This is a genomic window from Streptomyces sp. ML-6 (assembly GCF_030116705.1).
Classification (GTDB): Bacteria; Actinomycetota; Actinomycetes; order Streptomycetales; family Streptomycetaceae; genus Streptomyces.
In genome coordinates this window covers 5,589,629-5,610,505 of record NZ_JAOTIK010000001.1, presented here as the reverse complement: position 1 = coordinate 5,610,505, position 20,877 = coordinate 5,589,629, and the positions used below count along the sequence as shown (strand labels likewise).

General features: G+C 71.9%; 21 protein-coding genes. 12 read left to right on the top strand and 9 right to left on the bottom strand.

Translation table 11 applies throughout. From position 1 onward, the window contains the following. Positions 1 to 79 precede the first annotated feature (79 nt). The 4 genes from OCT49_RS24960 (at position 80) to OCT49_RS24945 (ending at position 4,019) form a co-directional block, all read left to right on the top strand. Positions 80 to 1,084, top strand: a complete 1,005-nt coding sequence (locus OCT49_RS24960; protein ID WP_283854060.1) for an ABC transporter ATP-binding protein — start codon at positions 80 to 82, stop codon at positions 1,082 to 1,084. A gap of 5 nt (positions 1,085 to 1,089) precedes the next feature. Next, entirely contained in the window at positions 1,090 to 1,869 is a 780-nt protein-coding gene (locus tag OCT49_RS24955; RefSeq protein ID WP_283854059.1) for an ABC transporter permease, read from the top strand. A 192-nt stretch (positions 1,870 to 2,061) separates the two neighbouring features. After that, positions 2,062 to 3,171: an ABC transporter ATP-binding protein gene (locus OCT49_RS24950; protein ID WP_283854058.1), complete on the top strand. Its 1,110-nt coding sequence runs from the start codon at positions 2,062 to 2,064 to the stop codon at positions 3,169 to 3,171. Further along, a complete protein-coding gene (locus OCT49_RS24945) occupies positions 3,168 to 4,019 on the top strand; it encodes an ABC transporter permease (protein WP_283854057.1) in 852 nt (283 codons plus the stop codon). The genes OCT49_RS24950 and OCT49_RS24945 overlap by 4 nt, the downstream gene beginning before the upstream one ends. Before the next feature lie 72 nt (positions 4,020 to 4,091). Here OCT49_RS24945 and OCT49_RS24940 read toward each other — a convergent pair whose 3' ends face one another. Further along, entirely contained in the window at positions 4,092 to 4,421 is a 330-nt protein-coding gene (locus tag OCT49_RS24940; protein WP_283854056.1) for an Rv1322 family protein, read from the bottom strand. A gap of 211 nt (positions 4,422 to 4,632) precedes the next feature. Between OCT49_RS24940 and OCT49_RS24935 the strand changes: the two genes are divergently transcribed. Continuing rightward, complete coding sequence (locus tag OCT49_RS24935; protein ID WP_283854055.1) at positions 4,633 to 5,673, top strand: LLM class flavin-dependent oxidoreductase; 1,041 nt, start codon at positions 4,633 to 4,635, stop codon at positions 5,671 to 5,673. A 199-nt stretch (positions 5,674 to 5,872) separates the two neighbouring features. Here the strand turns inward: OCT49_RS24935 and OCT49_RS24930 are convergent, their stop codons facing one another. Beyond that, positions 5,873 to 6,265, bottom strand: a complete 393-nt coding sequence (locus OCT49_RS24930; protein ID WP_283854054.1) for an SCO5389 family protein — start codon at positions 6,263 to 6,265, stop codon at positions 5,873 to 5,875. A gap of 271 nt (positions 6,266 to 6,536) precedes the next feature. On the opposite strand from OCT49_RS24930, the gene nucS reads away from it, so the two are divergent. Continuing rightward, positions 6,537 to 7,208: an endonuclease NucS gene (gene nucS, locus OCT49_RS24925; RefSeq protein ID WP_283854053.1), complete on the top strand. Its 672-nt coding sequence runs from the start codon at positions 6,537 to 6,539 to the stop codon at positions 7,206 to 7,208. 84 nt (positions 7,209 to 7,292) lie between these two features. On the opposite strand, the gene OCT49_RS24920 is transcribed toward nucS, so the two are convergent. The 4 genes from OCT49_RS24920 to OCT49_RS24905 form a co-directional block, all read right to left on the bottom strand. Further along, positions 7,293 to 9,812 carry a tetratricopeptide repeat protein gene (locus OCT49_RS24920; RefSeq protein ID WP_283854052.1) on the bottom strand — a complete coding sequence of 840 codons (2,520 nt, stop codon included), beginning with the start codon at positions 9,810 to 9,812 and terminating at the stop codon, positions 7,293 to 7,295. 461 nt (positions 9,813 to 10,273) lie between these two features. Next, the gene (locus OCT49_RS24915; protein ID WP_072486732.1) at positions 10,274 to 10,597 is read right to left on the bottom strand and encodes an STAS domain-containing protein; all 324 of its coding nucleotides are present in this window, start codon (positions 10,595 to 10,597) and stop codon (positions 10,274 to 10,276) included. A 234-nt stretch (positions 10,598 to 10,831) separates the two neighbouring features. Next, a complete protein-coding gene (locus tag OCT49_RS24910) occupies positions 10,832 to 11,680 on the bottom strand; it encodes a 3-hydroxyacyl-CoA dehydrogenase family protein (protein WP_283854051.1) in 849 nt (282 codons plus the stop codon). Between the two features lie 165 nt (positions 11,681 to 11,845). Further along, positions 11,846 to 12,487 carry a TetR/AcrR family transcriptional regulator gene (locus tag OCT49_RS24905; RefSeq protein ID WP_283854050.1) on the bottom strand — a complete coding sequence of 214 codons (642 nt, stop codon included), beginning with the start codon at positions 12,485 to 12,487 and terminating at the stop codon, positions 11,846 to 11,848. An 83-nt stretch (positions 12,488 to 12,570) separates the two neighbouring features. On the opposite strand from OCT49_RS24905, the gene OCT49_RS24900 reads away from it, so the two are divergent. From OCT49_RS24900 to OCT49_RS24890, 3 genes are read left to right on the top strand one after another with little or no spacing between them, the layout of a single operon-like run. Next, positions 12,571 to 13,353, top strand: coding sequence for an ABC transporter ATP-binding protein (locus OCT49_RS24900; RefSeq protein WP_283854049.1), 783 nt, complete (start codon positions 12,571 to 12,573; stop codon positions 13,351 to 13,353). A gap of 8 nt (positions 13,354 to 13,361) precedes the next feature. After that, positions 13,362 to 14,111 (top strand): ABC transporter permease, encoded by a 750-nt coding sequence (locus tag OCT49_RS24895; RefSeq protein WP_283854048.1) that lies wholly within the window; start codon positions 13,362 to 13,364, stop codon positions 14,109 to 14,111. Between the two features lie 47 nt (positions 14,112 to 14,158). Beyond that, complete coding sequence (locus tag OCT49_RS24890) at positions 14,159 to 14,731, top strand: cob(I)yrinic acid a,c-diamide adenosyltransferase (RefSeq protein WP_283854047.1); 573 nt, start codon at positions 14,159 to 14,161, stop codon at positions 14,729 to 14,731. A gap of 57 nt (positions 14,732 to 14,788) precedes the next feature. On the opposite strand, the gene OCT49_RS24885 is transcribed toward OCT49_RS24890, so the two are convergent. Next, positions 14,789 to 15,364 (bottom strand): hypothetical protein, encoded by a 576-nt coding sequence (locus OCT49_RS24885; protein ID WP_283854046.1) that lies wholly within the window; start codon positions 15,362 to 15,364, stop codon positions 14,789 to 14,791. Between the two features lie 172 nt (positions 15,365 to 15,536). Between OCT49_RS24885 and OCT49_RS24880 the strand changes: the two genes are divergently transcribed. From OCT49_RS24880 to OCT49_RS24870, 3 genes are all read left to right on the top strand, one after another. Further along, positions 15,537 to 16,733: a sensor histidine kinase gene (locus OCT49_RS24880; RefSeq protein WP_283854045.1), complete on the top strand. Its 1,197-nt coding sequence runs from the start codon at positions 15,537 to 15,539 to the stop codon at positions 16,731 to 16,733. Next, complete coding sequence (locus OCT49_RS24875; RefSeq protein WP_283854044.1) at positions 16,730 to 17,383, top strand: response regulator; 654 nt, start codon at positions 16,730 to 16,732, stop codon at positions 17,381 to 17,383. Before OCT49_RS24880 ends, OCT49_RS24875 begins: the two co-directional genes overlap by 4 nt. A gap of 176 nt (positions 17,384 to 17,559) precedes the next feature. Then, positions 17,560 to 19,431 carry a glycoside hydrolase family 18 chitinase gene (locus OCT49_RS24870; RefSeq protein WP_283854043.1) on the top strand — a complete coding sequence of 624 codons (1,872 nt, stop codon included), beginning with the start codon at positions 17,560 to 17,562 and terminating at the stop codon, positions 19,429 to 19,431. A gap of 452 nt (positions 19,432 to 19,883) precedes the next feature. On the opposite strand, the gene OCT49_RS24865 is transcribed toward OCT49_RS24870, so the two are convergent. Further along, the gene (locus OCT49_RS24865) at positions 19,884 to 20,330 is read right to left on the bottom strand and encodes a DUF2550 domain-containing protein (protein ID WP_283855933.1); all 447 of its coding nucleotides are present in this window, start codon (positions 20,328 to 20,330) and stop codon (positions 19,884 to 19,886) included. 142 nt (positions 20,331 to 20,472) lie between these two features. Beyond that, on the bottom strand, positions 20,473 to 20,847 hold the full coding sequence (locus OCT49_RS24860; protein ID WP_259931878.1) for a F0F1 ATP synthase subunit epsilon: 375 nt from the start codon (positions 20,845 to 20,847) through the stop codon (positions 20,473 to 20,475). Positions 20,848 to 20,877 lie beyond the last annotated feature (30 nt).

Below are 20,877 nucleotides of genomic sequence, written 5' to 3'. Positions count from 1 at the left end.
CCGGGATCTCCGGCGCCCTCTTCGTGTGCCCGGTGCCGCCCCTGTGGCGGGGGGCACGCGGCCGTTCTAGCGTGAACGCATGATCGAGCTCGATGGCCTCACCAAGCGCTTCGGCAACAAGGTTGCCGTCGACCGGCTCTCGTTCCGGGTCAGGCCCGGGATGGTGACGGGTTTTCTGGGGCCCAACGGGGCGGGCAAGTCCACGACGATGCGGATGATGCTCGATCTCGACAACCCGACCGGCGGTTCGGTCCGCATCGACGGCAGGCACTACCGCGAGCTGGAGGAGCCCCTCAAGTACGTCGGGGCGCTGCTGGACGCGAAGTCGATGCACGGCGGGCGCAGCGCGTACAACAACCTGCTCTGTCTCGCGCAGAGCAACCGCATCCCGGAGAGCCGGGTGGCGGAGGTGCTGGACACCGTGGGTCTGGCCGCGGTGGCGCGGAAGAAGTCGAAGGGCTTCTCGCTCGGCATGAACCAGCGGCTCGGCATCGCGGCGGCGCTGCTCGGCGACCCGCAGGTGCTGCTCTTCGACGAGCCCGTCAACGGCCTCGACCCCGAGGGCATCCACTGGATCCGCAGCCTGATGAAGACGCTCGCCGTGGAGGGCCGCACGGTCTTCGTCTCCAGTCACCTGATGAGCGAGATGGCACTCACCGCCGACCACCTGATCGTGATCGGCCAGGGCCGGCTGCTCGCCGACACGTCGATGGCCGACTTCATCCACCGCAACTCCCACAGCTATGTGCGGCTGCGCTCCCCGCAGCGGGAGCGGCTGCTGGACGTGCTGCACGAGGCGGGGCTGGTCGTGGTCGAGGCGGGCGGCGGCACGCTGGAGATCGACGGCGCCACCGCCGAGGCACTGGGCGAGCTCGCCGCGCGGCACCGGATCGTGCTGCACGAGCTGAGCTCCCAGCGGGCCTCCCTGGAGGAGGCGTTCATGCGGATGACGGCGGAGTCCGTGGAGTACCACGCGCACGCGGACCACAGCCCGGCGCCACCGCCCCCGGGGCCGCGCTGGGGCGAGCAGTGGGACCGGCGGACCGGTGGCGGCCCCGCCGGGGCCGACGGCGGGGAGGTGTGAGGGCGATGGCATCGGTGCCCGCAGTCCTGGCCTCCGAGTGGACCAAGATCCGTACGGTCTCCTCGACCGTCTGGACGCTGATCTCCGCGTTCGTCGTCACCGTCGCGATGAGCGCGGCGCTCTGCGCCCTGATGAACGCCCAGTTCGAGGAGCTCCCCGTGCTGGAGCGGGCCACCTTCGACCCGACCCTCATCAGCTTCACCGGCATGGTCCTCGGCCAGTTGGCCATGGTGGTCTTCGGTGTGCTGGTGGTCGGTACGGAGTACAGCTCGGGCATGATCCGGACCTCGCTGGCGGCGGTGCCCCAGCGCGGTTCGTTCCTGTTCAGCAAGGTCGTGGTGGCCGGTCTGCTGGCCCTGGCGGTGGGCATCACGACCAGCTTCGCCACGTTCTTCCTCGGCCAGGCCCTGCTGGGCGAGCACCGCACCGACATCGGCGCGGACAACGTCCTGCGCGCGGTCGTCGGGGGCGGCCTGTACATGGGGCTGATCGGGATCTTCTCCATGGGCGTGGCGACGATGCTGCGCAGTTCCATGCTGTCGCTCGGCATCCTGATGCCGTTCTTCTTCCTGGTCTCCCAGATCCTGTCGGTGGTGCCGGGGGCGAAGAAGGTCGCCCAGTACTTCCCCGACCAGGCCGGCTCCAAGATCATGCGGGTGGTCCCGGACGCGCTGAACAGCGATCCGGCGCCGTACGGGCCGTGGGGCGGGCTCGGCATCCTGATCGTCTGGGTGGCGGCCGCGCTGCTCGGCGGCTACCTCCTGCTCAAGAAACGGGACGCCTGACGAAGGGCCGGGACAGCCGGTGACGCAGGAACGGGGCCGGTTCCCGTCCGTCCGCCGGGTCCCGGGGGCGCCACGCCCCCGGAACGACTTGGCCGGAACCGTCAGGAGCTGGTTATCCTCCTAACTCTTATGGGGGTGTGCGGCCCGCTCGGTCCGGCCCCGACGACAGCTGTGAGTCGATGGGGCTGAAGCATGATCGAGGCAGTCGGCCTGACCAAGCGCTACGGTGCGAAGACGGCCGTGCACGACCTTTCCTTCCAGGTGCGGCCGGGCTCCGTCACCGGATTCCTCGGTCCCAACGGATCGGGCAAGTCCACCACCATGCGCATGATGCTGGGTCTGGACCGGCCGACCTCCGGTCATGTCACGATCGACGGCCACCCCTACCGCAGCCTGCCGAACGCGCCGCGGCTGGTGGGCGCGCTGCTGGACGCGAAGGCCGTGCACGGCGGCCGCAGCGCCCGCAACCACCTGCTCTCGCTCGCCCAGCTGGCCGGCATCCCGGCCCCCCGGGTCGACGAGGTGCTCGGTGTCGTCGGCCTCCAGGACGTGGCGCGCAAGCGGTCCAAGGACTTCTCGCTCGGCATGGGCCAGCGGCTCGGCATCGCGGCGGCGCTGCTCGGCGACCCGCAGGTGCTGCTCTTCGACGAGCCCGTCAACGGCCTCGACCCCGAGGGCATCCTCTGGGTCCGCAACCTGATGAAGATGCTGGCGGCCGAGGGCCGCACGGTCTTCGTCTCCAGCCATCTGATGAGCGAGATGGCGCTCACCGCCGACCACCTGATCGTGATCGGCCGCGGGCAGCTGCTCGCCGACATGAGCGTCACGGACTTCATCTCCGCCAACTCGGCCGACTTCGCCCGGGTCAGGGTTCCGGACGGGGCCGCCGAGCACCGCGAGAAGCTGACCGCCACGCTCACCGGGGCGGGCGGGCAGGTCATGCCCGAGCCGGGCGGGGCGCTGCGGGTCACCGGCCTGCCGCTGTCCCGGATCAGCGACCTGGCGCACGAGGCGGACGTCCGGCTGTGGGAGCTCTCGCCGCACCAGGCGTCCCTGGAGGAGGCGTACATGCGGATGACGCAGAGCGTCGTGGACTACCGTTCGACGGCGGACGAGCGGGCCGGTCTGCAGGAGCCGGGGCACGACGGGCACGAGATCGTGCAGCCGCCGGTCCCTGAGGTCCCGCAGCACAACTGGTACGCCCCGCCGCCGCCCGGACAGGACCCGGACGCGGAGCCCCCGGCCGACCCCACCGCTCCTGCGGACCTGACCAAGCACGACACCAGCGAGGACGCCCGATGACCACACCGCCGCCCCGGCAGGCACCGGCCCGGGAGCAGGACCTGGCGGCCGCGCTCGGCTCCTACACCTCGCCCATCCCGGTGCGCGCCGCGACCCTCGGCGACGCGCTCGCCTCCGAGTGGACCAAGATCCGTTCGGTGCGCTCCACGATCTGGACGCTCGGCGTCATGGTCGTGCTGCTGGTCGGGATCGGGCTGCTGACCGCGCTCGCGGTCCACGCCGCCGATGCCGACATGGGCTCGATGCCGGTGCTCAGCCTCGGTTTCTACGGGGTGCTGCTGGGCTCGCTCTGCGTGATCACGCTCGGCGTGCTGACCATCGCGTCGGAGTACGGCACGGGCATGATCCGCACGACGCTGACCGCCTGCCCCAGCCGTTCCCGGGTGCTGTGCGCGAAGGCGATCGTCTTCTTCCTGCTCACCTTCGTCATCACGACCGTGACCACCGCCCTGGTCGCGGCGGCGCAGACCGCCATCGTCGGCGGCGGGACGCCCTCCGGCGACGACTGGCTGCGCGCGACGGTCGGCGTGGGTCTCTACACCGCGACGCTGGGCCTGCTCTCGCTCGCGGTCGGCGCCCTCATCCGGCACTCCGCCGGGGCGATCACGATCATGATCGGCGTGGTGCTGCTGCCGCTCGTGCTGGGCATGTTCATGTTCTCGTCGTCGCTCTCCGAGCTGCGGATGACGCTCTTCGAGTACTCGATCCCCAACCAGCTCAGCGCGTTCTACTCGGCTCCGGTGACCGATTCGGGGCCGTCCGGCTGGGAGCCACTGTGGATCATGCTCGGTGTCTCGGGGGTGGCGCTGTTCTCCGCCTGCCTCTCCATGGACCGGCGGGACGTCTGACCGGCTCCGCCCCCTCCTGCGTGCCGGGGAACGTCTGACCGGCTCCGCCCCTCCCCGGGGCCGGGGCGGCTTTCAGTAACGGGGCGCGTTCCTGGACCGCTGCACCTGCGTGGTGCGGCGGCCCTTCGCGTTCCAGCAGGCCTTGTGCCAGTGCCTGCGGTCGTCGATGCCGGCGTACTCGGACCAGGCCACCAGATGCGGGACGCCGGACGGGATCTCCTGGTCGCAGCCGGGGCAGCGGTAGTGCTTGCCCACCGCGCTCGCCCCGCTCACCGGGCGGACCGACCACTGCTCGCCCCGCCACTCCTCCGTGCGTCCGCCGCCGCCGTACCGGGCTCCCGGTTCCGCCGCGCTGTCGTGGGGACTCTCGCCGCCTCGGGGGCGGTTTCGGCGCGGGGACACGTGACACCTCACAAAACAGGCCGGGCAGTTCCCGCCCAAGCGTAGGGCCATTCGGCCGATGCCGGGGTCCGGCGCCCTCCGGGGCGTCACTCCCCGGGGGGTGGGTTACCGGAAAATCGCAACAACTTGCCTCCGGCCCGTGCCCTTGGCACGTGTCAGGCGTTGTCGCCTGTAGGGGAGAGCCGCGTCGGCCGCAAGGAGGCAATTGGCGATGCGTGTGGGAACGTTCGTACTGGCAGCCCAGTTTCCGGGGCAGGGACCGGTGGAGGCGCTGCACCGCGCGGTCCGGTCCGCCGAGGTCGCGGAGGAATCCGGGCTCGACTCGGTCTGGCTGGCGGAACATCACTTCGTGCCGTACGGGGTCTGCCCGTCCGCGGTCACCCTGGCCGCGCTGCTGCTCGGCCGGACCCGCAGGATCCGGGTGGGCACGGCGGTCAGCGTGCTGCCCACCCAGCACCCGGTCGCGCTCGGCGAGCAGGCCGCGCTGCTCCACCTCACCAGCGGCGGCCGGTTCACGCTCGGCGTCGGCCGGGGCGGGCCGTGGGTCGACCTGGAGGTGTTCGGGAGCGGCCTGGCGGCGTACGAGAAGGGCTTCCCGGAGTCCCTGGGGCTGCTGCTCGACTGGCTGCGCGAGCCGCGGGTGGCGGGGCGCGGGGAGCGGTACGGCTTCCGCGAGGTCGCGGTGGTCCCCCGGGCCGACGAACTGGTCGGCGAGGACGGCGAAGGACTCGGCGGTCCCGAGGTGGTCGTCGCGTGCACCTCGCCGAAGACGGTGCGGCTCGCGGCGGAGAACGGGCTGCCGATGCTGCTCGGGATGCACTGCGGGGACGAGGAGAAGGCCGACATGGTCGCCCTGTGGCGCTCCACGGCCCTCGCCGCGGGCCGTTCGCCCGAGAGCGTCCGCGCCGCCGGGCACGTCTGCGCCGGGGTGGTCCAGATCGCCGACCGGCACGAGGACGCCGTGGAGAGGCTCGTGAAGACGATGCCCGGCTGGCTGCGCCAGGGACTGGACGCCCATGTGACGGTGGACGGACGGCACCGGGTGATGCGCGATCCGGTCGCGTACACGGAATTCCTGTGCGGCCTCCATCCGGTGGGCCCGCCCCGGCTCGCCGCCGACCGGCTCGCCGCCACCGCCGAGCGGACGGGCATCACCCGCTTCGCCCTCCTGGCGGAGGGCTCGGGGGATCTGGCGGCCACCGAGGAGAACGTGGCGCGGCTGGGCACCGAAGTGCTCCCGTTGCTCACATGACGCCCCGCCGGGAACCCGGGCGCCCCCGTTCCGGAGCCGGCCGGCCGGGGCCCCTCCGGTCCGGGACGGCGGCGGGAGCGTTCGGGTCCCGCACGGCCGCGCCCGGCCGGACGGGCCCCGGGGCGTGCCGCGGAAGCGACGTCGTCCGCCCACGGGCGGGCCGGTGACGTCCGGCCCGACGGGGCTTCCGCAACACGGGCTAGCAGTCCCGCAGTTGGGGTGACTGGTTGAGCAATTGCCCCCGCACCGAGGTGAAGCGGGCCAGCCGCTCGTCGGCCGAGGCGTCCAGCGGGAACACCGCGACGCGGTGGCAGTTCTGGAAGGCCAGGCGCACCCCGAAGTGCCTTTGGAGCGTGCCGCGGATCGCATCACTCGCGAGCGCGCGCAGCAGCTGGCCACGTGCCTGCTCGTCCGGCGGGGGCGTCTGGTTGTCGGCGAACTCTCCGCCGTCCACCTTCAGCTGGGCCACCAGAGAGCTGATCATCTCCCATGCGTAGGGCAGGGAGGTCCGGACGCAGTCGACGAAGTCCGCTTCGTCGACCTCGCCTCGCTCGGCCTGTTCCAACAGCGCCGGTGAGACGTCGAGCGACATGGGTTCTCCTCTCGCGACCCCGACGCCTTGGCCGGGGCCTTACGGGCAGGGAAGGAGGGCGGCGACGCAGCGTACACGGACGGCGACCTCCTGCTTACACGGTACGGGGGCGGTCCTGGCCGCACCAGGAGATTGGGAACACAACCGGCCATCGACGAACGGGTCCAAAGAGGGGCAAGCCCCGGCGGGGCCCGTCAACGTGGGGGCGGAGGGACGGGGGTGATGGGGGAGAATCGCGTGGAGCGCCCCTCGTCGAGTAGCGTTGCCGACCATGCGTCTCGTCATCGCCCGCTGTTCCGTGGACTACGCCGGCCGGCTCACGGCCCACCTGCCCTCCGCTCCCCGTCTGATCCTGGTGAAGGCGGACGGGAGCGTGTCGATCCACGCCGACGACAGGGCGTACAAACCCCTCAACTGGATGTCACCGCCCTGCACCCTGAAGGAGGGCACCGGCGACACCGCGGACGTCTGGACCGTGGTGAACAAGGCGGGCGAGAAACTCATCATCACGATGGAGGAGATCCTCCACGACTCGTCCCACGAACTGGGCGTCGACCCGGGTCTCATCAAGGACGGCGTCGAAGCGCACCTGCAGGAACTCCTCGCCGACCGGATCGAGACCCTCGGCGAGGGCTACACCCTGATCCGTCGTGAGTACTTCACCGCCATCGGGCCGGTGGACATCCTGTGCCGGGACGCCGACGGGGGGACCGTCGCCGTGGAGCTGAAGCGGCGCGGGGACATCGACGGCGTGGAGCAGCTGACCCGTTACCTGGAGCTGCTCAACCGCGATCCCCATCTCGCCCCGGTGAAGGGCGTCTTCGCGGCCCAGGAGATCAAGCCGCAGGCCCGGGTGCTGGCGACGGACCGCGGGATCGACTGCGTCGTCCTGGACTACGACGCGCTGCGCGGCATCGAGGACGACAAGCTGCGGCTGTTCTGACCCCGCCGGTTCCCCTCCCCCACCAGTTCCCCCGGACGCCGGACGTGTGCATCGCGTCCGGCGTCCGTCCGTTCCGGGGCGGGTTCAGGCCGCCACCGGGCCGCCGTCCGGGCCCGCCGCCGCGGCCGAGGACGAGGAGGAAGGTCCGCTCGCCGAGTCGGAGGTGTCGGGCGAGCCCGGCTCGGGTTCGGTGGGCGTTTCGGTCGGTTCCGGGCTCTCGGTCTCCGTGTCGGACGGGCTGGGGCTCTCCGGCGTCGTCGGGCTGGAGGAGTCGGTGGGGCTCGACGACTGGGTCGGCCGGTCCGAGGACGGTTTGTCGCTGGTGGGCCGGTCCGAGGACGGGGTGTCGCTCGGCCCCGTCGGTCCGGTGGACGGCGAGCCGCTCCCGCTCGGCGTGATCTCGCTGCCCGACGGGCCGGGCGTCACCCCGCCGCCGGAGGTGGTGGAGCCGGGGGTCGAATCGTCCGCCGGGTCGCCGGCCGGGTCCTCCTCCGTGCCGTCGTCCTGCTCGCCGGGCGACTGCTCGCTCGTGACGCCCCGGTTCCCCGGTACGTCGTCGCCGCCGGAGGTCATGCCCAGCACCACGACGGTGCCGAGCACACCGGCCAGGAGCACACCCGCGGCCGTCGCGACCAGGTTGCGCCGGGCGAAGCCCAGCACCGAGAGCCGGCCGCCCCGCGCGGCGGGCGTGGCCACGGTCGCGGGGGCGCTCCGCCGCGCCGTCATCACCGTGGCGGGGCCCTCGTCCGGGCGCGCCGTCGACAGCGGCTGCGTCGTGGCCGTCATCGGGCGGGCGGACGGGGCCTGTTCCACCGGTTCCGCGAACGGCACGTCCTCGCCCACCTGCGTGAGGACGCCGGGCAGCGGTCCGCCGGAACGGTCGGCGACCAGGGCGAGCGCGCGCCGCCCGGCCACCGCGCCCGGCTTGTCGGCGAGCGCCCCGCGCATGCCGATCGAGGTCTCCAGCTCGGTGCGGGCCCGGTCCGGGTTGCCGGAGAGGAGCGCGAGGATGCCCAGTTCGTGGTGGAAGTACGCCTCCTCGGCGACCTCCCCGGCGATCCTGGCCGCCTCCTGGCCGATCCGCAGCGCCCGCTCCCAGGCTCCCCAGTGCAGTCCCGCCGCGAAGGCCGGGGCGGCGCTGCGGGCCAGCAGGACGGCCGCGCTGGTCTGTCCCGCGCCGTCGCCGGGCACCAGCTGGGCCATCGCCGCGAGGACGGCGTCGGCCTCGGCCGCCGCCCGCTCGGGGGTGACGGAGGGGTGTCCGGCCCACCAGGCGTAATGCTGGGCCGCGGTCCGGGCCCGGTCGGTGGCGTCCTCGCCGTATCCGGCGGCCTCCAGCTGGGCGACGACCCCGGCGGCCAGCCGGTAGCGGGGGCCGGCCGGGGAGAGCAGTCCGCAGCCGGCCAGCTCGCCGAGCGCGGCGTCCGCGTGGGTGTCGCCGACGAGCGCCGGCAGATGGGCCTGGTGCGGCACCTCGCCGCCGAGCGCCACGGCGAAGCGCAGGGTGTCGCGGGCCGGTTCGCTGAGCCCTGCGGCGAGCAGGGCGGCGGGGGCCGCGGCCTCACCGGGGCCGGGCAGCGGTACGCGGTCCCCGGCCCCGTCCTGCCCGAAGGGCGGGCCCGCGGGCCGGTCCCCGGGCCCGTGCGCGTCGTGCGCCCCGGGGGCGGCGCCCGGCAGGTCGCGCCGGCGCAGCAGGGCGCCCGCCTGGACGAAGCGCAGCGGCAGCCCCTCGGACTCGAACCAGAGGTCGCCCGCCCAGTTCCGCTCCTCCTCGGTGAGGGGACGTTCGACGACCTGCTCCAGCAGCTCGATCGAGGCGTCGCGGCCGAGACCGGCGAGGAGGACCTCTTCGAGGTACGGGTCCGCACCGGCCGCGGCGGCGTCCGGAGCCGTCGCGAACAGGAAGGCGCACTCGGGGGTGGCGTCGAGCAGCTCCTCCAGCGCGGCCCCGCCGAACTCCAGGTCGTCGAGCAGGACGACGGCGCCGATGCGCCGGACCTCTTCGAGCAGGGCGGCCCGGTCGGGGCGGTACAGCGGTGCCTCGTTCACGGCGTCGAAGAGCCCGTACAGCAGGTCGGTGACGGTCCTCCGGTAGCCGGAGAGCCGTACCACTCCGTCCGGTGCGAGGGCCGCGCAGTCGGCGGCGACGGCGTCCAGCAGGGCCGTGCGGCCCGATCCGGCCGGTCCGGTGAGCCGCACCGAACGGCCCCTGGACAGCAGGCGCACCAGTCGTTCGCGTTCCTCGGCGCGTTCCAGGAGCGGGAGCTGCGGGGCGGGCGGTCCCGGCGGCACGGGCGGGGCGAGGGCGCGCTCGTGGTCGGCGCGCCCGGCTGCGGTGCGCCGGACCGGGGCGGCGGGTTGCTCACCCGGCGGGCACAGTTCGACCTCGCTGCCGTCGACCGGGTTGACGGTGAGGAGGTACTCGCCCGATATGAGGCGGACGAAGCGCGCCTGTTGCGGCGTTTGCCGACCGAAATCCGGCCCCTTGGGGGCGCCCTTGGCCGAACGGGGCCGGGGGCCGGGGGAACGGCCGCGGTCCGGTCCGTCACCGGGCCCGTCGTCGTCCCGGCCGAACTCTTCCGGCTCCCGGTGTGTCGGGTCCATCGTCAAAGCCCCCAGACGCGTCGCGCACGATTGCCCCTCCGGCCTCGCACGCCCCGCTGTCGTTTCCGGTCCGGTTTCCGCCGGGTGGGTTCGTCAATCGGCGGACGGCCGAACCCTAGACCGTCGGCAGGGGTCCCCGCACAGTCGGGGGGTGGCGCCGCCCGAAGCGCGCGCTCTCATGCGGATTGCACGCTTTCGTTCGCAACGGTTCCGGGCCGGGAGCGCCACCGGGACCGTACGGCCGTGCGCAGAACCGCCACAACGGCACCGGCTCGGCGCGCACCGGGTGCGCGGCGGCGGACAGGACCGTCCGGGCGCGGGCCCACCCCGCAGAACGGTGAACCGGCGCGGGCCCACCGCGCGCGACAGTGAACACGACGTCCGACGCGGGCCCGGGGCTCCTGCACGCGCAACGCGAACCCGGGGGTCCTGCACGCGCAACGCGGACCTGGGGGCAGGTCCTACACGCGCGGCAGCGAGTCCGCAGCGATTCCGCCCTCGATGGCCAGAATGCGATGCAGCCGGGTTGCCACCAGCAGGCGCTGCATCTGCGGCGGCACGCCGCGGAGCACCAGTCGGCGGCCGGCGCGTCCGGCGCGGCGGTGTGCGCCCATGATGACGCCGAGGCCGGTGGCGTCCCAGGAATCCAGCTCGGTCAGGTCGAGCACCAGGTCGCCGACTCCGTCGTCGAGGGCCGAGTGCAGGGCCGTACGGGCGTCCGCCGCGCTTCGGACATCGAGGCGGCCCCCGACGACCAGCTCGGCGTGGTCGCCCCTGATGTGCATATGTGCTCCCCGGAATGCTCCGTAGCAAGGTTCGTCTGTCTGTTCCGTCTCTCCCCAACTGACTGCGGCGGAGACGGAGAGGTTGCCGTCTGTAAGCGAACCGATACCGAATTCACTCTGTGGAGTGACCAAGGCCCGGCCAGGATCCGTGTGGATCCGCGGTCTCCGGAAGACGCCCCCCGGGCCCCCGGGCCCGATCGACGGCGGATCGGGCGCCCGGGGGACCGAAAACGATCAGTACGTGTAGAAGCCCTGCCCGCTCTTGCGGCCGATGTCACCTGCGTCCACCATCCGGCGCATCAGCTCCGGTGCGGCGAACTTCTCGTCCTGGGACTCGGTGTAGATGTTGCTCGTGGCGTGCAGCAGGATGTCGACGCCGGTCAGGTCCGCCGTGGCGAGCGGGCCCATGGCGTGGCCGAAGCCCAGCTTGCAGGCGATGTCGATGTCCTCGGCCGAGGCGACGCCCGACTCGTACAGCTTGGCGGCCTCGACGACGAGAGCCGAGATCAGCCGGGTGGTGACGAAGCCCGCGACGTCGCGGTTGACGACGATACAGGTCTTGCCGACGGACTCGGCGAACTCCCGCGCGGTGGCGAGGGTTTCGTCGCTGGTCTTGTAGCCGCGCACGAGTTCGCAGAGCTGCATCATCGGGACCGGCGAGAAGAAGTGCACGCCGACGACGCGCTCGGGGCGCTCCGTCACAGCCGCGATCTTGGTGATCGGGATGGCGGAGGTGTTGGAGGCGAGCACGGCGTCCTCGCGGGCGATCTTGTCGAGCGCCCGGAAGATCTCGTGCTTGACCTCCAGCTTCTCGAAGACGGCCTCGACGACGACGTCCGCGTCGGCGACCGCGTCGAGGTCGGTGGTGGTGGTGATCCGGGCGAGCGCGGCCTCGGCGTCGTCCGCCGCCAGCTTGCCCTTGGAGACGAACTTGTCGTACGAGGCCTTGATGCCGTCGCGGCCGCGGGTCAGGGCCTCGTCGGTGACGTCGCGCAGCACCACGTCCCAGCCCGCCTGGGCGGAGACCTGCGCGATGCCGGATCCCATGAGTCCGGCTCCGATGACGGCGAGCTTCCTGGCCACGTCTGCACCCCTTGGTTTCTGTTCGCCTCTGCAGCTGATCCCTGCACGGCCGACCTCAACGGTTGTTCACATGCTCTCCGGCGGAGATTAGTACCCGTGAGGGGCGCTGGGGCCCCGAAGAGATGCGCGTCACGTCTCACATGACGGACATCACACCGGCATCCGTCATCCGGCGGCGCGCCGGGCGTAGTTGAGGACCTTTTCGCCGAGGAGCTCCTCGATCTCGTCGAGCAGGACGAGCGCGTCGCGGGAGACCTCGACCGCCTTGCGTCCGGCCAGCATCTCCTGGCTGATGCGGCCGACCAGGGCCCCCTCGATCCAGGCGAGCTGACCGCCGACCAGTCCCGGCAGCGGGTCGTCCGCCGCCGCGCCGGTCTCCTCGCGCAGGGTGGTGACGACGGCGTCCAGCACCTCGCCCTGGAGCCGGGCGAGCCGGGCCTGGAGGGTGGGCGCCTCCTCGATGACCCGCATGAAGTCGGCGAAGCCGTCCATCAGTCCGAGCTCCGGCGAGACCGCGACGACCAGGGCCCGCAGTTCCCGCAGGACCGCCTCGGCCGCCGACTCGCCCCTGTCGCGGGCGCGGACGAACCGGGCCACCCGCTGGGTGACGCCCTTCATCCGGTCGAGGAAGAGGTCCTCCTTGGTGGGGAAGTAGTTGTACACCGTGTTCACGGAGACGTCCGCCAGCTCGGCGATCTCGGCGACGGTCACCGTCACGAAGCCGCGCTCCAGGAACAGCCCGGTCGCGAGGTCCGAGATGCGCTGCCTGGCCTGGCGCTTCTTGCGCTCCCTGAGTCCCTCGGTCATTTCCCCATCGTAGGCGCCGGACCTGAGCCGATGAAAAATTGGAGTCGTTGCATTTTTTGGGTGTCTCTGTTTTTGTGGTCACTATGCCAATCATCAGCGCGACCGGGCTCGCCCGGTCCTTCGACAGCAGGAGCGGGCCGGTGCACGCCGTGCGGTCCGTCGACCTGACGGTCGCGGCCGGCGAGATCGTCGGCCTCCTCGGCCCCAACGGGGCGGGCAAGACCACCACCCTGCGGATGCTGACCACTCTGCTCGCCCCCACCGGCGGCACGGCCACCGTCGCCGGGCACGACCTGGCCGCCGACCCGGCCGGGGTCCGCGCAAAGTGCGGATACGTCGCCCAGTCCGGCGGCGTCGACCCGCACCTCACCGTCCGGGAGGAGCTGGTCACCCAGGGACGGCTGTACCGGCTGGGCAGGCCGGAGGCGACCGCACGGGCCGCGGAACTGGCGCACGGGCTCGGCCTTGACGGACTGCTCGACCGGAGGGCCGTCACGCTCTCCGGCGGTCAGCGACGGCGCCTGGACATCGCGATGGCCCTCACCCACCGCCCGCCCGTCCTCTTCCTCGACGAGCCCACCACCGGACTCGACCCGGCCGGCCGCGCCGACCTGTGGGAGCTGGTGCGCGGGCTGCGCGACGTCTCCGGCACGACGGTCGTCCTCACCACCCACTACCTGGACGAGGCCGACGCGCTCGCCGACCGGCTGATCGTGATCGACCGGGGAGCGGTGGCGGCCGAGGGCACCCCGGCCGCGCTGCGGACCGAGTACACCGGCTCCCCCACCGCCTCCCTCCAGGACACCTTCCTCGCGATCACCGGCCGCGCCCCGGCGCCCGCCGACGCCGCACCCCTCTCCGTCTAGGACCGCCGATGCTCCTGCACGACACCGCGCTCGTCTTCGGCCGGTACGCCCGGCAGACCCTGCGCTCCCGTTTCCAGATGCTCTTCGGCGTCCTGATGCCGCTGCTGTACCTGCTCTTCTTCGGCCCGCTCCTGAGCGGTCTGCCGCTCGGCTCGACCGGTGACTCCTGGCAGGTCCTGGTCCCCGGGCTGCTGCTCCAACTCGCCCTGTTCGGCGCCTCGTTCTCCGGATTCTCGATCATCGTCGAGAAGTCCTCGGGAGTGGTGGAACGGATGCGGGTGACTCCGGTCAGCAGACTGGCGCTGCTGCTGGGCCGGGTCCTGCGGGACGCCGTGCTCTTCGTGTTCCAGGCGGTGCTGCTGGTGCTGGCCGCCCTGGTCATGGGGTTGCGCGCGCCGCTGCCCGGCGTCCTGATCGGCTTCGCGTTCGTCGGACTGCTGACGGTCGCGCTGGCCTCGCTGTCCTACGCGCTGGCCATGAAGGTCCCGACCCCGCAGGAGTTCGGCCCCGTCATCAACGCGGTCACCATGCCGGTGATGCTGCTCTCCGGCCTGATGCTGCCGATGACCCTGGGGCCGGCCTGGCTGGACCTCGTCTCGCGCCTCACCCCGCTGCGTCACCTCGTGGACGCGGTGCGGGACGCGTACGTGGGCGCGTACGCCACCGCGGACATGCTGTACGGGGCGCTGGTCGCGGTCGTCCTCGCGGCCGGGGCCGTGGCGGTGGGCGCCCGGGCCTTCCACCGGGCGGGGGCCTGAGCCGTGCCCCGGCCGGGCCCGCCGGAGCATGGCACTAGCCTGACGGCATGGTCAACCTGACACGTATCTACACGCGCACCGGCGACCGGGGCACCACGGCCCTCGGCGACATGAGCCGGACCGCCAAGACGGACCTGCGGATCTCCGCGTACGCCGACGCCAACGAGGCCAATGCCGTCATCGGCACCGCCATCGCGCTCGGACAGCTTTCCGAGGACGTCGTGAAAGTCCTCGTCCGCGTGCAGAACGACCTCTTCGACGTGGGCGCGGACCTGTCGACCCCGGTCGTCGAGAACCCGGAGCACCCGCCGCTGCGGGTCGAGCAGAGCTACGTCGACAAACTGGAGGCGGACTGCGACCACTTCCTGGAGCAGCTGGAGAAGCTGCGCAGCTTCATCCTGCCGGGCGGTACGCCGGGGGCGGCGCTGCTGCACCAGGCGTGCACGGTGGTCCGGCGCGCGGAGCGCTCCACCTGGGCGGCGCTGGAGGTGCACGGCGACACGATGAACGCGCTGACGGCCACGTACCTCAACCGGCTCTCCGACCTGCTGTTCATCCTCGCGCGGACGGCGAACAAGGAGCTCGGGGACGTGCTGTGGGTGCCGGGCGGCGAGCGATAGCCCACCGAGCCCTCGATCCCCCGATCCCCTGGAGAACCCGGGGGATCGGGGCAGAGGTCACCTCAACGTCTTCGCTCCCGGACCCGCCTCCGTCCCCCCTCCCGGGTCCGTCTTCGGGAACAGGGTGTAGCTCCCCGCGATGGCCACGTTGATCCCGATCACGAGCAGCATCTTCTGCTGCCACCCCTGCAGCGTCGACGCGTCCCCGTCCCCGCCGACGTACCAGATCGCCAGCTGGAGCAGGACCAGCGCCGTCACCGCCGCGACGATCCACCGGGCGGCGGCCCGCCACTCGTGCACCGCGCGCGCCATGCCGTACTTCGGCGGCTTCACCGGCGGCGGGCCGCCCGCGAAGCGGTGGGCGACCCGGACGTCGACCCAGCGGATCGTCGAGTGGCCGAGGCCGACCGTGAAGCCGATGTAGACCGCGGCCAGCCCGTGCTTCCAGTCGGGCGAAGCGCCGTTCTTCAGGTCGATCGCCGTCACCACCAGCAGCATCACCTCCAGCAGCGGCTCGCACAGCAGCACGGCGGCGCCCAGTCGCGGCTTCTTCGCCAGGTACCGCAGCGCGAGTCCCGCGGCCAGCAGCACCCAGAAGGCGACTTCGCAGAGCACGATCAGTACGGCGATCACGGCACTTCCCCCTTCGGTCCACTTCAGCCTCCCAGCCGTCCGGGGCGCACTCGTCGTCGGCGATGATGAACCCGGCCTGCATCCTTCGATGTACCGGCGTCTCATCCTTCGACGTACCGGAACCTCGGCCCGGCAGGGCGGTCCGGGCCCCGGGGCCGTGTTGGATGGGAAGGTGTTCTCCTCCTTCCGCCCGCACCGCCACGACGTGCTCCTGGCCGTCGTCGGACTGTCCGGCGGCATACTCCTGTGGCTGCTCGGGCTGCACCTCCAGACCCACCGGCTCTTCACCGCCCCGTGGGTCAGCCTGGTGCCGCTCCTCGTCGTCTCCGGGCTCGAACTGCTGCGCAGGACCTCACCGCGGACGGGGCTGGTCGTCGGCGCGCTCGCCCTGGTCGCGGACCAGTTCACGGTCGGGAACCTGGCGACGATCCTGATGTTCACGGACCTCGTGTACGCGGCCGTGCTGTACGGTAAGCCGTCCGCCGCCCGCCGCATCCCGGTGGCCACGTTCCTGATCATGGTCGCGGTCACGATCGGCTTCCTGGCCTGGTTCCGCACCCCGCAGGCACTGCTCATCGGCGTCGTCACCGGCATGGTCTCCTTCGGCCCCGCCCTCACCGGGGCGAGCGTCCGCAACCACCGCGACGCCGCCGAGACGGCCCGGCTGCACGCCGAACAGACCGCGCTGCTGGCCGAGATGGACCGGGTGCAGGCGGTGACCGCCGAACGCGCCCGGATGGCCCGCGAGTTGCACGACGTGGTGGCCAACCACCTGTCGGCGATCGCGGTCCACTCCACCGCCGCCCTCTCCATCGACAAGCCGGCCACCTCGCGCGACGCGCTGGGCGTGATCCGGGAGAACAGCGTCGCCGGCCTCGCCGAGATGCGCCGGCTGATCAAGCTGCTGCGCGCCGGCGGCGACGCCCCGGAACCGGCCGCCTCACCCACCCTCTCCTCGCTGGACGCCCTGGTGGAACAGGCCCGTACGAACACCGCGTCGAGTGGGCTGACCTGCACGTTCGAGGACGCCCGGGAGGAACGGGAGCCGCTGCCCGCACCGGTCGAGCTGGCCGCGTACCGGATCGTCCAGGAGTCCTTGACCAATGCGCTCAAGCACGCCGCGCCCGGCCCGGTCGGGGTGCGGCTCGGCCGGGCCGGTCAGCTGCTCACGATCGAGGTCAGCAGTGTGATCGAGGAACGTCCCGGGCCCCGCGCGCCGGGGTCGGGAGCCGGTCTGGTGGGGATGCGGGAACGGGTGGCGCTGCTGGGCGGGACCATCGAGGCGGGCCCCTCGGTCGGCGGTGACGGAACGAGAATATGGCGGGTACGGGCCGAACTGCCCGTGACGGAAGGGACATCGAGAACATGACGATCCGGGTGGTGGTCGCCGAGGACCAGTCGGCCGTCCGTGCCGGGCTGGTGCTCATCCTGCGCAGTGCGGCCGACATCGAGGTCGTCGGCGAGGCCGGGGACGGCGAGGAGGCGGTGCGCCTGGCCCGCGAACTGCGTCCGGACCTGGTGCTGATGGACATTCAGATGCCGCGGCTGGACGGGGTGTCGGCGACCGGGCAGGTGGTGTCCGAGCAGCTCGCGGACGTCCTGGTGCTGACCACGTTCGACCTCGACGAGTACGTCTTCGGGGCGCTGCGCGCGGGGGCCGCGGGCTTCCTGCTGAAGGACACCGACGCGCACGACCTGATCGAGGCGGTGCGCACGGTGGCGCGCGGCGAGGGGCTGATCGCCCCGGCCGTGACGCGGCGTCTGATCGCGGAGTTCGCCGGAACCGCCCCCGCACGGCCGGCGAGGACGCCCGATCCCTCGGTGCTGGACGCGCTCACCCGGCGGGAGCGGGAGGTTCTCGGCTGTCTCGGCGCGGGGTTGTCGAACGCCGAGATCGCGGTCCGGCTCTCCATGGCGGAGGCGACGGTGAAGACGCACGTCAGCAGGCTGCTGGGCAAGCTGGAGCTGCGCAGCCGGGTCCAGGCGGCGGTGCTGGCACAGGAGTTGGGCGTGCTCTGAGCGAACGGTCACGAAGCGATCTTTGGTCTGGACCTCTTGACGATTGGTCCAGACCTTCCTAATCTCACCGGACACACTGCGGTGAGTACGCCATGACAAGGCGCGCTCAGGGCGGCGCAGGGTTTGCAGTCCACGGACCACCCCCCGTTTGTCCGGACCTCACCCGAGGAGCACCGTTGAGCATGGAAACCCCCCTACGCCGTACCCGACTCAGATTCGGGCACGGAAGAGCCAACAGATCCAGAGCGGTCGCGGGCCTCACCGCCCTGATCCTTCCGCTCGCCGCGATGGTCGGCCTGGCCTCCCCCGCCGAGGCCGCCACGTCGGCAACCGCCACCTTCACCAAGAAATCCGACTGGGGCAGCGGCTTCGAGGGCCAGTGGACGGTGAAGAACACCGGCACCACCGCCCTGTCCTCCTGGACCATCGAGTGGGACTTCCCCTCCGGCACCGCGGTCGGCTCCGCCTGGGACGCCACCGTCACCAACTCCGGAACCCACTGGACCGCCAAGAACCTCGGCTGGAACGGCACGGTCGCCCCCGGTGCCTCCGTCAGCTTCGGCTTCAACGGCACCGGCCCCGGCGCCCCGACCGGCTGCAAGCTGAACGGCGGCTCCTGTGACGGCGGCAGCGTCCCCGGCGACAACGCCCCCTCCGCGCCCGGCACCCCCACCGCGAGCGCCGTCACCGACACCTCGGTCAAGCTGAGCTGGTCCGCCGCGACCGACGACAACGGCATCAAGAACTACGACGTCCTGCGGGACGGCGCGGTCGTCTCGACGGTCACCGGCACGACGTACTCGGACTCCGGCCTCACCGCCGGCACCGACTACTCGTACACCGTGCGGGCCCGTGACACCGCCGACCAGACCGGCCCCGCCAGCGGCGCGGTCAAGGTGCGCACCACCGGTGGTGGCGGCACCCCGGGCACGGGCGACAAGGTCAACCTGGGCTACTTCGCCAACTGGGGCGTCTACCAGCGCAACTACCACGTCAAGAACCTGGCCACCTCGGGTTCCGCCGACAAGATCACGCACATCAACTACGCCTTCGGCAACGTCCAGGGCGGCAAGTGCACGATCGGTGACGCGTACGCCGACTACGAGAAGGCCTACACCGCCGACCAGTCGGTCGACGGCGTGGCCGACACCTGGGACCAGGAACTGCGCGGCAACTTCAACCAGCTGCGCAAGCTGAAGGCGAAGTACCCGCACATCAAGGTCCTGTGGTCGTTCGGCGGCTGGACCTGGTCCGGCGGCTTCGGTGACGCCTCGAAGAACCCGGCCGCGTTCGCCGAGTCCTGCTACAAGCTGGTGGAGGACCCGCGCTGGGCCGATGTCTTCGACGGCATCGACATCGACTGGGAGTACCCCAACGCCTGCGGTCTGACCTGTGACACCAGCGGTCCGGACGCGCTGAAGGGCCTCGCCTCGGCCCTGCGCACCAAGTTCGGCAAGGACTACCTGGTGACCGCCGCCATCACCGCCGACGCCTCCGATGGCGGCAAGATCGACGCCGCCGACTACGCCGGCGCCGCCCAGTCCATGGACTGGTACAACGTGATGACGTACGACTTCTTCGGCGCCTGGGCGGCCAAGGGCCCGACGGCCCCGCACTCCCCGCTGACCTCGTACGACGGCATCCCGCAGGCCGGCTTCAACTCCGCCGACGCCATCGCCAAGCTGAAGGCCAAGGGCGTGCCCGCGTCCAAGCTGCTGCTCGGCATCGGCTTCTACGGCCGCGGCTGGACCGGTGTGACCCAGTCCGCCCCGGGCGGCACCGCCACCGGCCCCGCGGCCGCCACCTTCGAGCCGGGCATCGAGGACTACAAGGTCCTCAAGAACACCTGCCCCAGCACGGGCACGGTCGCCGGCACCGCCTACGCCCACTGCGGCACCAACTGGTGGAGCTACGACACCCCGGCCACCATCACGTCCAAGATGACCTGGGCGAAGAACCAGGGCCTGGGCGGCGCGTTCTTCTGGGAGTTCAGCGGTGACACCGCCAACGGTGAACTCGTGGGTGCCATCCACAACGGCCTGAAGTAGTCCGTACGGCACCACGCCACACCCCGCAAAGCAGCCGGGGAGACAGGTCCGCCCCCTGTCTCCCCGGCTTTCGCATGCCCACGCTCCCCGCTCGCGTACGGCCGCGCTCCCCCTCCCCCGGCTCCTGTACGGCCCGCGCTCCCCGCCGGTTTCCGTGTCTCCCCGGCTCTCGCACCCACGCCGCTCCCCGGCTCGCGTACGGCCGCGCTCCCCCGCGGGCTTCCGTACCGGACTTCCGTACCGGAGTCCCGTCCCGTAGTCCCGTACCCGTTCCGCCGCCTCCCGACGGGACGGCACAAGGCTTCGCACCCCCTCGCCCGTCCTCCGGACGGCACGAGGCCCCGGGTGCGATCTCTCGCACCCGGGGCCTCGTGGGCGATCCGTCGTTCGTCGTCCGGGGCCGGACGGACGGCCCGCCGTACAAGCCCTCGGGCTCCCGGCCTCCCGGCCTCTCAGGCCACGTTGACCCGCTGGCCGGGCGGGGCCGCCTCCAGCCAGGCGAGGAAACCGGTCAGCGCGTCCTCGCTCATGGCCAGCTCCAGGCGGGTCTCCCGGTGGAGACAGCCGAGCACCACGGCGTCGGACAGGAGCGCCAGTTCCTCCTCGCCCTCGGGCATCCGGCGGGCGATCACCTCGATCGCGGAACGCTCCAGGCCGCGGCGCGGACGGGGCGAGTACGAGAAGACCCGGAACCAGTCGATCCGGTCCTCGCTGTACCGGGCGACCCCGTACACCCAGCCCTTGCCCGAGAGATCGGGCTCCTCCGGCACGTTCCATCGCAGGCTGCAGTCGAAGGTTCCGCCGGAGCGCTGAATCAGCCGCCGGCGCAGACCGAAGACGAAGAGCCCGATCAGAATCAGTGCGACGACCAGGGCGCCCACCCACAGCGCGAGGAACATCTCCACCGACCTCCTCGCGTCGTCGAGTAACGGATACCACCAGGAATACAACCCGCACCTGCATCGCCTCAGCCGCGACACGGTCTGGAGGGTTCTCCAGCTCGGGCCGCGGCTGAGGGTAAAGCTACGTGGTCGCGGTGCGCTAGCGCACCGCCACCGCGCGCAGTCGCACTTCGGCGCGCCGCTCGGAAGCGGCGTCCGTGTCCGACTTCGCACGCTCCAGCGCACGCTCGGCGCGCTGGACGTCGATCTCGTCCGCCAGCTCCGCGATCTCGGCGAGCAGCGAGAGCTTGTCGTCCGCGAACGAGATGAAACCGCCGTGCACAGCGGCGACCACGGTCTGGCCGTCGCTCGTACGGATCGTCACCGGGCCCGACTCCAGCACACCCAGAAGCGGCTGGTGACCGGGCATGACGCCGATGTCGCCGGACGTGGTGCGCGCGACGACCAGGGTGGCCTCGCCGGACCAGACACTGCGGTCCGCGGCGACCAGCTCGACGTGCAGCTCAGCAGCCAAGGGTGGCTCCTCGGGTCACCACCCGGCCGT

What these genes read in the sequence shown, in the direction of transcription:
- OCT49_RS24960 (WP_283854060.1), top strand. Translation starts at nt 80, where the DNA reads ATGATCGAGCTCGATGGCCTCACCAAGCGCTTCGGCAACAAGGTTGCC.
- OCT49_RS24955 (WP_283854059.1), top strand. Translation starts at nt 1,090, where the DNA reads ATGGCATCGGTGCCCGCAGTCCTGGCCTCCGAGTGGACCAAGATCCGT.
- OCT49_RS24950 (WP_283854058.1), top strand. Translation starts at nt 2,062, where the DNA reads ATGATCGAGGCAGTCGGCCTGACCAAGCGCTACGGTGCGAAGACGGCC.
- OCT49_RS24945 (WP_283854057.1), top strand. Translation starts at nt 3,168, where the DNA reads ATGACCACACCGCCGCCCCGGCAGGCACCGGCCCGGGAGCAGGACCTG.
- OCT49_RS24935 (WP_283854055.1), top strand. Translation starts at nt 4,633, where the DNA reads ATGCGTGTGGGAACGTTCGTACTGGCAGCCCAGTTTCCGGGGCAGGGA.
- OCT49_RS24930 (WP_283854054.1), bottom strand. Translation starts at nt 6,265, where the DNA reads ATGTCGCTCGACGTCTCACCGGCGCTGTTGGAACAGGCCGAGCGAGGC.
- nucS (WP_283854053.1), top strand. Translation starts at nt 6,537, where the DNA reads ATGCGTCTCGTCATCGCCCGCTGTTCCGTGGACTACGCCGGCCGGCTC.
- OCT49_RS24920 (WP_283854052.1), bottom strand. Translation starts at nt 9,812, where the DNA reads ATGGACCCGACACACCGGGAGCCGGAAGAGTTCGGCCGGGACGACGAC.
- OCT49_RS24915 (WP_072486732.1), bottom strand. Translation starts at nt 10,597, where the DNA reads ATGCACATCAGGGGCGACCACGCCGAGCTGGTCGTCGGGGGCCGCCTC.
- OCT49_RS24905 (WP_283854050.1), bottom strand. Translation starts at nt 12,487, where the DNA reads ATGACCGAGGGACTCAGGGAGCGCAAGAAGCGCCAGGCCAGGCAGCGC.
- OCT49_RS24900 (WP_283854049.1), top strand. Translation starts at nt 12,571, where the DNA reads ATGCCAATCATCAGCGCGACCGGGCTCGCCCGGTCCTTCGACAGCAGG.
- OCT49_RS24895 (WP_283854048.1), top strand. Translation starts at nt 13,362, where the DNA reads ATGCTCCTGCACGACACCGCGCTCGTCTTCGGCCGGTACGCCCGGCAG.
- OCT49_RS24890 (WP_283854047.1), top strand. Translation starts at nt 14,159, where the DNA reads ATGGTCAACCTGACACGTATCTACACGCGCACCGGCGACCGGGGCACC.
- OCT49_RS24875 (WP_283854044.1), top strand. Translation starts at nt 16,730, where the DNA reads ATGACGATCCGGGTGGTGGTCGCCGAGGACCAGTCGGCCGTCCGTGCC.
- OCT49_RS24865 (WP_283855933.1), bottom strand. Translation starts at nt 20,330, where the DNA reads ATGTTCCTCGCGCTGTGGGTGGGCGCCCTGGTCGTCGCACTGATTCTG.